The sequence below is a fragment of the Rhodococcus sp. BP-349 genome, from assembly GCF_019835845.1.
Lineage (GTDB): Bacteria > Actinomycetota > Actinomycetes > Mycobacteriales > Mycobacteriaceae > Rhodococcoides.
Window position 1 is genome coordinate 955,128 of the sequence record NZ_JABUDR010000002.1, and the last position, 12,668, is coordinate 967,795.

General features: G+C 69.3%; 13 protein-coding genes. 9 read left to right on the top strand and 4 right to left on the bottom strand.

The annotated features are described in order from the left end of the window. Positions 1–1,095: a branched-chain amino acid ABC transporter permease gene (locus tag HQ325_RS14820; RefSeq protein ID WP_222630560.1), complete on the top strand. Its 1,095-nt coding sequence runs from the start codon at positions 1–3 to the stop codon at positions 1,093–1,095. Beyond that, positions 1,092–2,426 carry an ABC transporter substrate-binding protein gene (locus HQ325_RS14825; RefSeq protein WP_222630561.1) on the top strand — a complete coding sequence of 445 codons (1,335 nt, stop codon included), beginning with the start codon at positions 1,092–1,094 and terminating at the stop codon, positions 2,424–2,426. The genes HQ325_RS14820 and HQ325_RS14825 overlap by 4 nt, the downstream gene beginning before the upstream one ends. Before the next feature lie 54 nt (positions 2,427–2,480). On the opposite strand, the gene HQ325_RS14830 is transcribed toward HQ325_RS14825, so the two are convergent. From HQ325_RS14830 to HQ325_RS14840, 3 genes are read right to left on the bottom strand one after another with little or no spacing between them, the layout of a single operon-like run. Then, the gene (locus HQ325_RS14830) at positions 2,481–4,877 is read right to left on the bottom strand and encodes a phosphoketolase (RefSeq protein ID WP_222630562.1); all 2,397 of its coding nucleotides are present in this window, start codon (positions 4,875–4,877) and stop codon (positions 2,481–2,483) included. A 45-nt stretch (positions 4,878–4,922) separates the two neighbouring features. Continuing rightward, positions 4,923–5,564 (bottom strand): hypothetical protein, encoded by a 642-nt coding sequence (locus HQ325_RS14835; protein WP_222630564.1) that lies wholly within the window; start codon positions 5,562–5,564, stop codon positions 4,923–4,925. Between the two features lie 23 nt (positions 5,565–5,587). Beyond that, entirely contained in the window at positions 5,588–6,700 is a 1,113-nt protein-coding gene (locus HQ325_RS14840; RefSeq protein ID WP_222630566.1) for a hypothetical protein, read from the bottom strand. A gap of 163 nt (positions 6,701–6,863) precedes the next feature. On the opposite strand from HQ325_RS14840, the gene HQ325_RS22500 reads away from it, so the two are divergent. From HQ325_RS22500 to HQ325_RS14865, 5 genes are all read left to right on the top strand, one after another. Beyond that, positions 6,864–7,502, top strand: coding sequence for a hypothetical protein (locus HQ325_RS22500; RefSeq protein ID WP_261778159.1), 639 nt, complete (start codon positions 6,864–6,866; stop codon positions 7,500–7,502). Between the two features lie 257 nt (positions 7,503–7,759). Beyond that, the gene (locus HQ325_RS14850; RefSeq protein WP_056442041.1) at positions 7,760–8,056 is read left to right on the top strand and encodes a WXG100 family type VII secretion target; all 297 of its coding nucleotides are present in this window, start codon (positions 7,760–7,762) and stop codon (positions 8,054–8,056) included. After that, entirely contained in the window at positions 8,053–8,340 is a 288-nt protein-coding gene (locus HQ325_RS14855) for a WXG100 family type VII secretion target (protein WP_222630568.1), read from the top strand. Before HQ325_RS14850 ends, HQ325_RS14855 begins: the two co-directional genes overlap by 4 nt. Next, positions 8,340–9,614 (top strand): hypothetical protein, encoded by a 1,275-nt coding sequence (locus tag HQ325_RS14860; RefSeq protein WP_222630570.1) that lies wholly within the window; start codon positions 8,340–8,342, stop codon positions 9,612–9,614. Before HQ325_RS14855 ends, HQ325_RS14860 begins: the two co-directional genes overlap by 1 nt. Continuing rightward, on the top strand, positions 9,611–9,850 hold the full coding sequence (locus tag HQ325_RS14865; protein WP_222630571.1) for a hypothetical protein: 240 nt from the start codon (positions 9,611–9,613) through the stop codon (positions 9,848–9,850). Before HQ325_RS14860 ends, HQ325_RS14865 begins: the two co-directional genes overlap by 4 nt. A 160-nt stretch (positions 9,851–10,010) precedes the next feature. On the opposite strand, the gene HQ325_RS14870 is transcribed toward HQ325_RS14865, so the two are convergent. Next, a complete protein-coding gene (locus HQ325_RS14870; RefSeq protein ID WP_222630572.1) occupies positions 10,011–10,517 on the bottom strand; it encodes a hypothetical protein in 507 nt (168 codons plus the stop codon). A gap of 94 nt (positions 10,518–10,611) precedes the next feature. On the opposite strand from HQ325_RS14870, the gene HQ325_RS14875 reads away from it, so the two are divergent. Together HQ325_RS14875 and HQ325_RS14880 are read left to right on the top strand one after the other, a co-directional pair. Beyond that, complete coding sequence (locus HQ325_RS14875) at positions 10,612–11,073, top strand: hypothetical protein (protein WP_222630573.1); 462 nt, start codon at positions 10,612–10,614, stop codon at positions 11,071–11,073. A gap of 10 nt (positions 11,074–11,083) precedes the next feature. Beyond that, positions 11,084–12,574 carry a fatty acyl-CoA synthetase gene (locus HQ325_RS14880; protein WP_222630574.1) on the top strand — a complete coding sequence of 497 codons (1,491 nt, stop codon included), beginning with the start codon at positions 11,084–11,086 and terminating at the stop codon, positions 12,572–12,574. Positions 12,575–12,668 lie beyond the last annotated feature (94 nt).

Consider the following 12,668-nt stretch of genomic DNA (forward strand, 5'->3'; position numbering starts at 1 on the left):
ATGAACGCGACGACGACCGACAGGCCCACCCCCTCACCCGCACGCTCGCGCCTCGCCCGCGCGGTGTCGACTCCCGTGCGGCGCCACCTGCTCGGAGCTCTGCTGGCCCTCGTCGTGGTGATTCTCGTGCTGGAGAGCGTCAGCACGTTCCGGCAGAGCCAGCTGACGTCGGTGGCGTATCTCGCGATCGCCGCGGCCGGACTGACCGTGCTCACCGGACTCAACGGTCAGCTCTCCCTCGGGCACGGCGCATTCATGGCGGTCGGCGCGTACACCGCGGCACTGATGTTGCGGGCGAACGAGTCCGGCTGGTCGGTGCCCCTGGTCCTGATCGCGGCCACCGTCGTGGCCGGTCTGGTCGGGGTCGTCGTCGGGGTCGCCGCGGCGCGATTGCACGGGCCCTACCTGGCCGGCGCGACGTTGGCGCTCGCCGTCGCCGTCCCTGGTCTCGCGCTGTACTTCTCGGAGTACCTCGGGGGCGAGCAGGGTCTCATCGTGCCCAGTCCCGACGTGCCGTCCGCGCTCGACGACATCGCCTTCTTCGTCACCGGGAACGAGCTGACGTCCACGAAGTTCGTGGCCTACGTCGGGTGGTTCCTGCTCGTGCTGGTGTTCTTCCTGCTGGCCAACGTGTCGTCGAGTCGCGTCGGACGGCGGTGGCGCGCCGTGCGTGACGACGAGGTGTCGGCCGAGATCGCGGGGATCGACCTCGGACGGGCACGGGTCCTGGCCTTCGTGGTCAGTGCCGCGTGTGCCGGTGCCGCCGGGGCGATCATGGCGATGGCCTCCCGCATCGCCGCGCCGAGCGGGTTCACGCTGGTGCTGTCCCTGACCCTGCTCTCCGCTGTGGTCATCGGCGGACTCGGTTCGCTGACAGGCGCTCTCATCGGTGCCGCGCTCCTCACCTACATCCCGCCGGTGGTGACCAACCTGGGCCTCGACGCCGGGTTGAGCAGCCTGCAGGCCGCGGAACTCGCGCCTCTGGTCACCGGCATCTTCACCGTGGTCGTGATCCTCTTCGCGCCACTCGGACTGGTCGGCACGGTCCGCGGTCGTCTCGTACAGCGTCGTCTGAAGAGAGAAGGAGTTCGATGAACAGGATCCGAACATGGGCGCAGCGGGGCACCGCTCTCGCTGCGGCCGTCGTACTGGTGGCCTCGTGCGGTGCGGGTGGCCGTGAGGAGGCGGAGGAGTCCACGGAGGGCTCGACCGTCGGGATCACCGACACCTCGGTGAAGATCGGTGCGCACTATCCCCTGACGGGAGTCGCCGCTCCCGGGTACAGCGAGATCCCCACGGGCGCCAAGGCCTACTTCGACTACGTCAACGCCGCCGGCGGGGTGAACGGTCGGCAGATCGAGTACCTCGTGCGTGACGACGCGTACGACCCGACCACCACCACGCAGGTGGTCAACGAGCTGGTCCTGCAGGACGAGGTGTTCGCGATGGTCGGCGGTCTGGGCACCGCGACACACAGCGCGGTCATCGACTTCCTCAACGAGGAGGGTGTCCCCGATCTCTTCGTGTCCTCGGGCGCGATCATGTGGGGCAACGATCCGGCCAAGTACCCCAACACCTTCGGGTGGCAGCCCGACTACCAGGTCGAGGGCAAGATCATCGGCGACTGGGTGCAGAAGAACCGGCCGGACGCCAAGGTGGGACTCTTCCTGCAGGACGACGACCTCGGCCGCGACAGCGAGGCTGCGGTGCGCCAGTACCTCGAGGATCAGATCGTCGGCGTCGCCCGCTACACGTCCGGCAACACGGACGTCGCCCCGCAGATCGCGTCCCTCCAGGCGGCGGGTGCCGATCTGATCCTGGGCTTCAACGTCCCGTCGTACACGGCACTGAGCCAGCTGGTCTCCCGCCGACTGAACTACACGCCCGAATGGTTCTACAGCTCCATCGGTTCCGACGTTGACCTCGTGGGGTCGCTGCTCGGACGCTTCTCGCAAGGCGCGGTGACCGACGGCGCCTCGTCCCTCGAGAACATGATCTCCCTCGAGTACATCCCGGGCATCGACTCGCCGGACAACCCGTGGACACAGTTGTGGCAGAAGGTATGGGCCGCCAACGGAACCGGTGAGGAGCTGACCAACTACCGCATTTACGGCATGAGCCACGCCTACGCCTTCGTGCAGGCACTGCAGGCCGCGGGCGAGAACCCGACCAGGGAGGCGATCGTGTCGGCGCTGCAGTCGCAGGGCAAGGACCTGCCCGGCCCTCAGCTCGCCCCGTTCCGCTACTCCGAGGACAGTCACCTCGGCATCTCCGGTGCCAGCGTCTACAAGATCACGAACGGCAAGCCGGAGAACCTGACCCCGGTCCTGGTCACGGACATCGGCGACTCGGCCGTCGAGGAGTACACCGGTGAGGAGGCGACCCCACCGGAGAGCGGCATTCCCGACACCCAGCCGGCCGGATGACCCGGTCGGCGGGATGACGGCGGCGGGGGCGTCGACACGCGCCCCCGCCGCGGGTCAGTGACGCTCTGCCGACCCCCACGTCCAGTCCTTCACCTCGGGCATGTCCTCGAGATGCTCGACGACGTAGGACCGGTGACGCTCCAACTGGTTCCGACAGTGATCGGCCAGATCGGCACTGTGTTCGGGCACGCGCCGCGCACGTCGCAGCGCGTCGAGGACGAGGTGGTATCTGCTCATCTCGTTGACGACCACCATGTCGAACGGCGTGGTGGTCGTTCCCTGCTCGCGGAAGCCGTGCACGTGGAATCGGGAGGCACCGGTGCGTCCGTGCAGGAGTTCGTGCACCGCGCGCGAGTAGCCGTGGAAGCCGAAGATCACGTCGGTGTCCGCCGTGAAGAGGTCCACGAACGTCTCCTCGGGCATGCCGTGCGGGTGGTCGCGCACCGGCATCAACGCCATCAGATCGACGACGTTCACCACCCGCACCCGAAGATACGGAACCCATTCGCGGAGCAGTTCGGCTGCGGCCAGGATCTCCTGTGTCGGAACGTCGCCGGCGCTCGCGAGCACGATGTCGGGACTGTCCGGGACCTCGGGCCGACCGGCGGTGCTCGCCTCGGTGCCCGCCCACTCCCAGATCGACGCTCCCCGGGCGCAGTGTTCGTGTGCCTCGTCCAGCGTGAGGTACTGCAGGTGCTCCTGCTTGTCCACGACGATCAGGTTCACGTGGTCCCGGCTGCGCAGGCAGTGGTCGGAGATGGACAGCAGTGTGTTGGCGTCCGGGGGCAGCCACACGCGCACCACCTCGGGGGACAGCGGGATGGCGGCGTCGATCATGCCGGGGCCCTGGTGGCTGAAGCCGTTGTGGTCGTTGCGCCAGCACGTGCTGGTCAACAGGATGTTCAGCGACGCGACGGGTTCGCGCCACCGCAGGTCGCGGGCGTGCTGGAGCCACTTGACGTGCTGGATCATCATCGAGACGCTGACCATCGCGAACGCCTCGTAGCTCGCGAACAGTCCGTGCCCGCCCGCGAGCAGGTACCCCTCCAGCCATCCCTGGCACAGGTGCTCGCTGAGCACCTCCATCACCCGTCCGTCCGCAGACAGCGCCGTGTCCCACTCGGTGGTGGGCAGTTGCCAGCAGCGGTCGGTCACGTCGAACACGGCGTCGAGACGGTTGCTGGCCGTCTCGTCGGGACAGAAGAGCCGGAAGGATCCGCCGCCGTCCTCGGTGGTGTTGCGCGAGTAGATGTCTCGGAGCAGCTCGCCGAGCACCTTCGTCGTCCCGTGGAACGTGGTGCCGGGTGCGGGTAAGTCCAGGGCGTACTCGTCGAGGGGCGGAATGGACAGCGGTGTGAGGAGTCGTCCGCCGTTGGCGTAGGGCGTCGATCCCATGCGCTTGTCACCCGACGGGGCGAGGTCGGCGAGTTCCTCGACCAGGGTGCCGTTCTCGTCGAACAGTGTCTCGGGCCGATAGGACGACAACCAGTCCTGCAGGAGTCGGAGGTGCGCGGGATTGTCGCGCACTCCGGACAGCGGAACTTGGTGCGCCCTGTTCGTTCCCTCCACGAGAACCCCGTCCACCTCGTGCGGACCGGTCCATCCCTTGGGTGTGCGCAGCACGATCGCCGGCCAGCGCACGCGATCACCGGACCCGGAGCGGGCGGCGCGCTGTGCCTCGCGGATCGTCTCGTGTGCGTTCCTGATCGCCTGTTCCAGATCGCGGAACACCTGGTGCGGATCGTCGCCCTCGACGACGACGGGCGCCCAGCCCTGCCCCGAGAGATAGTGTGCGACATCCTCGTCGGAGGTCCGGCCGAGGACCGTCGGTCCCGCGATCTTCGCACCGTTGAGGTGCAGGATCGGGAGCACCGCGCCGTCGCGACGCGGGTTCAGGAAGGCCGGAAGCTTCCACGACGCAGACAGCGGCCCGGTCTCCGCCTCGCCGTCTCCGATGACGCAGGCGACGGTGAGGTCCGGGCGGTCGAAGGCGGCACCCGCGGCGTGCACGAGTGCGTAGCCCAGTTCGCCGCCCTCGTGGATGCTGCCGGGTATGGGCACGCTGACATGGCTCGGAATGCCGCCGGGCGAGGAGAACTGGCGGCACAGGACTCGCAGTCCCTCGGCGTCGCGGGAGACCTTCGGGTAGATCTCGCTGTACGTGCCCTCCAGATACGTCGACGCGACCAGTGCGGGACCGCCGTGGCCGGGACCGGTGACGTAGAGCCAGTCTGTGTCGGTGCGGCGGATGTGCCGGTTGAGAAGCGTGTAGATCATCGACAGGCCGGGGCTCGTGCCCCAGTGCCCGAGAAGCCGGGGCTTGATGTGCTCCGCCCGTAGCGGTTCCCGGAGCAACGTGTTGTCCTGCAGGTAGATCTGCGCGACGGTCAGATAGTTCGCCGCGGCCCACCAGCGCAGGTCGAGCTCCAGGTCGTGATCCTCGTACGGCATGTGCGGTCCTGTCCCGACCGGGCGGCCCCGCTCGTCGGCAGTGGCCTACCCGCCGTGCGCGGTTCCATGCAGGACGGCCGTCGCGAGAACGGCAGGGTGAGCCCGTCCGGCCCACGTGCCGACCAGGGCGTCGCGATCGGCCGGGTCGTCCAGCGGGACGCGGTGCAGGGTGAGCACGGCGGTGCCGACGTCGACGACGGTGTCGGTGCCGCGGGTGTCGATCGACGGCGCGTGGACGTCGGGAACGTCGGCGCCGGCCTGTCCGGTTCCGTGGACGAGTGCGGTGACTTCGCGCTCGGGCCCGGGCTCGGAGTACTCGAACGCCGCCTGAGTTCCGCCCGTGAGAACGGTCCGCAGCAGCGTCGCCAGATACACCGGATCGTGCGCCGCGTCGTGAACGTGGCGGGTCCCGAGCACGCTGTGTTCCATGGTGGTGATCAGCGCCGTCTCGGCGCCGGGTAGCGGTGCCGATCGGTACGTGAGAGGCACGTGCAGGATCGTCCCGTCGGCGGCGCGGAGCAGGTGCGACTCCAGTCCCACCTCGCCGTCGGGATCGTCGAAGCGGTAGGCGTCGACGACCTCGAGAGTGCCGGCGTCGATGCCTGCCGCCCACGGCTGCAGCGGAACCCACTGCCGCAGCAGGTCGATCTTGGTGGGAACGATGGTCGCGCGATGAATCAGGGCCACGCCGCGCACGCTACGCCGCGGTGTCAGTCCTCGGCGGAGGTCTCTGCGGCAACGGTGCCGAAGATGTCCGCGCGTCCCACGCCGTCGAGTACCGCGTGCCGGAGCTCGGGTGGCACCAGCAACACCTCTCCGCCGACGAGCAGTCCCTGGTCGATCAACGCTCGGAGCTTCGCGGTCACCAACTCCGCCGTCCGCTTGTCCTCGCCCTCGAGGTCGTCGTAGTTCTCGTCCAGGTTGCCCTCGGGCGGGTCCGGCGTCATGGCGGCCAGCACCGCCTGGGCGACGAAGCTGTCGGCCACCGAGGCGGAGACGTCGATCTCGTCGTCGGCGGACAACTGCGCCGTGACGTGCGCCGCGACGACGGTGCGCAGAGCGTCCGCCTCGCGCGCCCGGACGTTCGCCGCGAGTGGTCCGGGAGCGGCGCCGGCGTCCGAGATCTCGACGACGCCGGACGACACGGCGGTGGTCCAGGCGTGGGCGAGTTCGGGCACGTCGGCGGGCATCTGGAACGTCGACGCGGGCACGGTGAGCCCCAGCGCGGCGGCCACCTCCTTCGCGTCGATCGGCCGACCGGTGCTCGACCAGGCGAGCAGGGCGTCGACGTCGCGGACGATCGCGAGCTCGGCCAGTGCCGCCGACTCCGCGTCCGCAGTTACCTCGGGCAGGGTGATGTCCTCGGGCGTCAGCGTGTCGGGGACGCCGTCGACGAAATCGGTGAGGTCCTCCATGCAGTGCTCGTAGTCGGCGTCGCTGCCGCTCCAGATGTCCTCGTCGTCGAGGAACGTCAGATAGGACAGGGCGCTGAACACGAGGTGGAGCGCGGCGTCCTCGCTCGCCTCGGTGTTCTGCGCGAGGACGGATTCGGCGGCGTCGAGAACGAGGTGGGCGTCGTCCGGGGTCCAGGCCGTGGGGGTGAATCCCTCGTGGACCCGGGTGAGTTCACCCAGGAGCGACTCGACGACGCGACGCGTCGGCTCGACGTCTCCCGCGCCCTCCTGAGCGGCCATCCACGTCACGAAGCGAGCGAGCACCCGTTCTGTCGTGGACGCCGTCGGCCCCGAGGTCTGTCGGCGTCTCCGCGCCGCGGTCTTGGCGGCGCGCTTCTGCCCGCGGTTGCCCGGTCGGTTGGATCCCATGCGCCGACCTTAATGCGGTCACCGGTCCGGTCGTCCCGTCAGGTCGACGCGGGCTGTGACCCAGATCATGTGTCGTCGGCGCGCGCTTCTCCGTTCTCTGTACGACTCACCTTCATACGAACACGAGCGCGCCCGGTAGGGGCAGCGTCGAAAGGAGTGCATCATGGCCGACTTCATCGAGAAGGCTCAGAACAAGGTCGACGAGGCCGCAGGCGCCGCGAAGAAGAAGGCCGGAGAGGTCACGGGCGACGATTCGCTGCGTACCGAGGGTGCAGCCCAGCAGACCAAGGCGGACGGCAAGCAGGCCGCCGACAAGGCCGGTCAGGCTGTCGACGACGCCGCGGGTGCCGTGAAGGACAAGGCCGGGGACGTCGCAGACAAGGCGGAGAACGCGGCGAACAAGGCTTCCGACAAGGCCGACGAGGTCGCGGACAAGGCTGCCGGCAAGGCGAACGAGGTGGCCGACAAGGCCGGGGACGTCGCGGAGAAGGCAGCCGACAAGGCGAACGAGGTCGCTGCCAAGGCGCAGGACAAGGCCGGCGAGGTCGCCGATCGTGCCAAGCACGCCGCGGACAACGTCGCCCAGCAGGTGCGCAGCTTCGACGCGAACTCGTCCGACGTGAAGAAGGCCTCCGCAGTGAGCGCCCCCGTCATCGCCGCCGTCGTCGGTGCGATCGTGGCCGTCGTCGTGGTGCGCCGTCGGCGCAACGCCCCGCGCCGGGTCGCCCAGAAGCGACTGTCGGTCGCGCAGAGCTTCGGTCAGGATCTGGCCGAGACGGTGAAGCACAAGCTCGACCGCTGATCACCGAGAGATATCCGGGTCAATGCTGCGGACTGTTCGTTCGAACGAGGGGGCAGCGTTGATCTGATCACCGTGCACCGTCACCACGGAGCACAGTGACCACCATCCGAATGCGGCGTCTGCACGGGGCAGGCGCCGCATTCGTGTGTCCGGACACTGCTGACCGGTTCCGCGGGAACCGAACGTGAGTCCTGCCCGTCCATGCCTGCACACGCCGCCGACGACCGGTCGCCGGCGCCGGGCGGGGGGAGCACGGCATGGAACACACGGCTGTCGACGCGGCGACCATGGTGGACGCGGCCAGGGCGTTGGGCAGGGTGTCGCTGGATCTCGAGCGGGAGGTCGCGGAGGCCGCCTCGGTCGTCGCCGCGGTGTCCGCCTCGTGGCAGGGCCTGGCGGCGACAGCGTTCGTCGACGGGTGGGGCACCGTTCATCACGGCGCCCGATCGGTGGTCGCGGCGCTCGAGGACTCAGCGGGTCGACTCGAGATCGCAGCCATTGCCTATGCGGGACAGGACGACACGGCCGCGGCCGCGATCGCGGGTGCGGTGTGACGGGCTACCGAGTGGACCTGGCCGAACTGGATGCCGTGGTCGTGAGGCTGACGCGGTTGGCCGAGGCCACGCGGGTCGCGCTCGACGACGTGTCGGTGCGGGTGTCCGCCCTGCCGTGGGAGGGCACGGCGGCAGAGGCTCATCGCGCCACGCAGAGCGCATGGTCGGCGGGGGCTCGCGAGATGGCGGTCGGTGTCGAGACCATGAGAGATGCTGCGCGCCGGGCACACTCGTCGTACACCGCGGCCCTTCAGTCGAACAGCCGCATGTTCGGGCGCGACTGATGGCGCCCCCGATCGTTCTCGACGTGTCACCCGAGGTCTACGCCGAGGCGGCTCGGTCGGTGTATCGCGCGGACGAGATCATGGCGAGTGCGGTGAACGTCCACCACGGTGCGTCGCGCGCGTGGGCCGCGATGGCGGGAAGCGACGCCGCGGGTGAGCAGTGGGGCCGGGCGTACGACGAAGGCGTCGTCGATCTCTCCCGCGCACTCGCCACGACGTTCTCGGCGACGTCGGTGCTGGCGCGGCTCGTCGATCAGGCGGGTGCGAATCACGTTGCGGCGGAGTCGATCGCGGTGGTTCCGAGTACCCCGCCGCCGGCAGGACGGGCACCGTCCGCCGCGCGGCAGCTCGAGTACCCGAGCGCGGTGGGTGACCTCGGCCCGGGGCTCCAGGGTGCGGTGGAGCTGGCCGACGCGGTCGGCGTGCCGTGCCCCAACGGCGACACAGACGCACTGCGGGACGCGTCGAGCGCGTGGATCGTGCTGGGGCAGGCGATGCTCGACGCACGGTCCGCGGTGCTCGGTGCCGCAGCCGATCTGGGTGCCGTGGACGTGCCGGAGCGGGACGCGATGGTGCGGGACCTCCGTCGACTGTCCGAGGCAGTGGAAGCGGTGGCGGGTGCGTGCTCGGGGCTGGCCGCCGCGTGCCACGACTACGCCGAGCAGCTCGAGAAGACACGCCGCGACATCCGCGACCTGATCGAGCAGTTCGCAGTGGAGGAGGCGGCGGCCGTCGCGGTCGGTATCGGGTTGGCCTTCGTGTCCGCGGGACTGTCGGCCGCGGCGGGAGCGGCGATCACGGCCGGTCGTTTCGCACGTACCGCCTCGAGAGTGCGCGCGGTCATCGCGGCGCTGCACGCGTTCGCTCGGATGCGGCGCACCGAGACGTCGATGGCGACGGTGCGACGAGCTGCCGACGACGTGGAGGATCTGACCACTCGTGTGCCCGTCGGCCTGGACGACGTCAGTGCGGCGGAGCGTGCTGCCGGTCCGCCGCCGGCAGGGTGGTCGTCCACTCGTGCGCTCGACGACCACTTCGCGCGCCACGGCGCCGACGTGGGTGCACGGTCGGCCGACGAGTACGCCGACCTCGCGGCGCGGTTTCGCACGGAGGGCTCGCATCAGGTCAAGGTCGGCCCGGACGGCACCGTGCGGATGTACGACCCGGAGACCAACACGTTCGCGTCCTATACGCCGGACGGCACCACCAAGACATACTTCAAGCCCGGATCCGGTGCGTCGTACTGGGACCGCCAACCAGGAGTTCCGGAATGACCACTCACCTCTGCCCGGTCTGCCACTACCGCGGTCTCGCGGACCCGCCGTGGTCGGAGGCGGGCCCGTCGTACGAGATCTGCCCGTCGTGCGGCTACGAGTTCGGTGTCACCGACGACGATCTGGGGGTGACGCCCGAATCCTGGCGCCGGCTGTGGATCGACCGCGGGCATCCGTGGAGTTCGACGGCACCGCCGCCGCCCGGCTGGGACGGCGCACGGCAACTCCGGCGCTGACGTGCGGGAAGGCCGGAGGCCGGTCGGTGGACTGCGGGAAGGCCGGAGGCCGGTCGGTGGACTGCGGGAAGGCCGGAGGCCGGTCGGTGGACTGCGGGAAGGCCGGAGGCCGGTCGGTGGACTGCGGGAAGGCCGGAGGCCGGTCGGTGGATCTCCAGTGTCAGGGGAGCAGGTGCGAGTACGCGGAGCACGTGGAGGCGACGCCGATGTAGACGAGTCCGTCCGACTGCTCGTCCGACCATCCGCGCACTCGCGTGCGGTCGGCGGTGTCGGCGAGGATGTCGACTCCGGTGCGTCCGACGGCGAGGTCTCGGCAGATCGAGGCGACCGAGGTGTCCATGAAGGCGGCTGTGTCCGGGTCGGTGGGGTAGCCGGCCATCTGCATGATCTCGGCGAAGGCGTCGAACGGTTCCTCGGCGGCCTGCTGGGCGAGGGGAGCGATCTGCACCGCCGGTGTGTCGAGGGCGACGGGCGTGTCGAGGGCGACGGGCGTGTCGACTGCGGTGACCGGCGCGGCGGGTGCAGGGGCGTCCGAGGCACTGGCCGTGGCGGGGGCACTGTCGGACAGCACCATCGTGGTGGTGGCTGCCCCGGCGAGCACGGTCACTGCGGCGCCGATCACCGCGATCCGTCGTCCGGTGCGAGTCGGTCGCCGATGTGCTGGCATCACGTGTCCTCGGTTGGTGGGTCAGTCGCTGACTTATACCCATTTCCGAGCAGAATGTTACTGGAGTCTCACAGGAATGAGGGAGGACGCGCGCATGGAGAAGGTGACGGCCCGGACTCTCGGGGCGTGGGTCATCACGGTGAATCCCCGCAGGACCGACGTCGCCTCGTTGCTCGCCGACGGGCACGCGGGCGGGGACTGGTGCGTGGCGGCCAACTACCGCTCGCGCCTCATGGCGGCCGGTCAGCCCATCCTGCTGTGGGTGAGCAACCGATCCGGCGTGCACCCCGCGCGGGGATTCTGGGGCGTGGGGACCGTGCTCGGCCCCGCTGTCGACATGCACGATCCCGACGATCCGCGCCTTCACGTTCCCACCGAGATCACCACTCTCGGCGAGCCCGTGACGGCCGCGGAGTGCGCCGGGACGGCCGGGCTGGACCGACTCGAGGTACTCCGGTCGCCCCAGCAGTCGAATCCGTCCGTGGTCACCGCCGCGGAGTGGTCGCTCCTTCGCGCTCGTCTCGAACGGGCACCGGAGGCGCCCGGCCTTCTCTAGTGTCCGAGGTATGACAGCTGATGTTCGCGCGAGCACGGTCGACGCAGTCCTGACGAGGTCGGCGCGTCGGTACCCGGACCGGGCAGCCCTGGAGTTCGACGGTCGAACGCACACCTATGCGGAACTGGACGCGGCGGTGTCCCGCGTCGCTCGGTACCTGGTGTCGACGGGGCTCGCACCGGGAGAGCGGGTCGCGGCCTACGGCACCAACTCCGACTCCTACATCGTCGGGTTCCTCGCCTGCTGCCGTGCCGGGCTGGTGCACGTGCCGATCAACTACGCCCTCGTCGAGGACGAATTGACCTACCTGGTCGGCCAGTCCGGTGCTCGCGCGCTGCTGGTCGACGACGCTCTGGCGCCGGCGGTCGACGCCGTGCGGACGGGTCTCGATCTCGACGTCGTGCTCTCTCTGCAGGAGCTTCTCGACCTTCCCGACGTGTCGGTCGCGCTGCCCACGGTGCTGACCACCGATCTCGCCCAGTTGCTGTACACCTCGGGAACGACGTCGAAGCCCAAGGGCGCGATGATGTCTCACGGTGCGCTGGTGAGCGAGTACGTCTCGTCCGTCTTGGCGCTGGCCTTCACCGCCGACGACGCGCCGCTCATCGCGATGCCGCTGTACCACTCGGCCGGTATGCACGTGTTCGCCCTGCCGTACCTGTCGGTCGGCGCGACGGTGCGTCTGATGGCGAAGCCGGACGTCGCGGAGATCCTGCGCCGCGTCGAGGCCGACCGCATCGGTTCGCTGTTCCTGGCGCCGACGGTCTGGGTCCCTTTGGCGGGACACCCGGATCTCGAGACCCGCGATCTGTCGTCCCTGACCAAGGCGCAGTACGGGGCATCGATCATGCCGGTCACGGTGCTGGAGCGGCTGCGGGCGCGGTATCCGGACCTTCGGTTCTTCAACTGTTTCGGACAGTCGGAGATCGGTCCGTTGGCGACGGTGTTGCAGCCGGAGGAGCACGATGCACGGCCCGCCTCGTGCGGGCGCGCCGTCTTCTTCGTCGAGACGCGGGTGGTGAACGCCGACGGTGAGGACGTGGCGGACGGTGAACCCGGCGAGATCCTCTACCGCTCACCGCAGTTGTGCGACGGGTACTGGGAGAACCCGGACGCCACGGCCGAGGCCTTCCGCGACGGATGGTTCCACTCCGGTGATCTGGTGACCCGGGACGCGGAGGGATTCGTGACGGTGGTGGACCGCATCAAGGACGTCATCAACACCGGCGGCATCCTGGTGGCGTCGCGCGAGGTCGAGGACGCGATCTACACCCATCCGGCGGTGGCCGAGGTCGCGGTGATCGGCGTTCCGGACGAGAAGTGGATCGAGGCGATCACGGCGGTGGTGACGGTGAAGGACGGCCGTGCGGTGACCGCCGAGGAGATCATCGCCCACGTCTCGGGTCGCATCGCACCGTTCAAGATTCCCAAACAGGTGCGGTTCATGGACGAATTGCCGCGTAACCAGAGCGGCAAGCTGCTCAAACGCGCGCTGAGGTGATCGAACCCGCGTTCGGCGTGTTACCTGTGTGACTGATGTGACTGGTGGTACTTCTGACACCGAGAGCTTCCGCGTGTCGCGGTAGCCGAGTCGG

Excerpts from the sequence above, each read along its gene's own strand:
- HQ325_RS14825 (WP_222630561.1), top strand. The coding sequence starts at position 1,092 with ATGAACAGGATCCGAACATGGGCGCAGCGGGGCACCGCTCTCGCTGCG.
- HQ325_RS14820 (WP_222630560.1), top strand. The coding sequence starts at position 1 with ATGAACGCGACGACGACCGACAGGCCCACCCCCTCACCCGCACGCTCG.
- HQ325_RS14865 (WP_222630571.1), top strand. The coding sequence starts at position 9,611 with ATGACCACTCACCTCTGCCCGGTCTGCCACTACCGCGGTCTCGCGGAC.
- HQ325_RS22500 (WP_261778159.1), top strand. The coding sequence starts at position 6,864 with ATGGCCGACTTCATCGAGAAGGCTCAGAACAAGGTCGACGAGGCCGCA.
- HQ325_RS14840 (WP_222630566.1), bottom strand. The coding sequence starts at position 6,700 with ATGGGATCCAACCGACCGGGCAACCGCGGGCAGAAGCGCGCCGCCAAG.
- HQ325_RS14850 (WP_056442041.1), top strand. The coding sequence starts at position 7,760 with ATGGAACACACGGCTGTCGACGCGGCGACCATGGTGGACGCGGCCAGG.
- HQ325_RS14860 (WP_222630570.1), top strand. The coding sequence starts at position 8,340 with ATGGCGCCCCCGATCGTTCTCGACGTGTCACCCGAGGTCTACGCCGAG.
- HQ325_RS14875 (WP_222630573.1), top strand. The coding sequence starts at position 10,612 with ATGGAGAAGGTGACGGCCCGGACTCTCGGGGCGTGGGTCATCACGGTG.
- HQ325_RS14870 (WP_222630572.1), bottom strand. The coding sequence starts at position 10,517 with ATGCCAGCACATCGGCGACCGACTCGCACCGGACGACGGATCGCGGTG.
- HQ325_RS14880 (WP_222630574.1), top strand. The coding sequence starts at position 11,084 with ATGACAGCTGATGTTCGCGCGAGCACGGTCGACGCAGTCCTGACGAGG.
- HQ325_RS14830 (WP_222630562.1), bottom strand. The coding sequence starts at position 4,877 with ATGCCGTACGAGGATCACGACCTGGAGCTCGACCTGCGCTGGTGGGCC.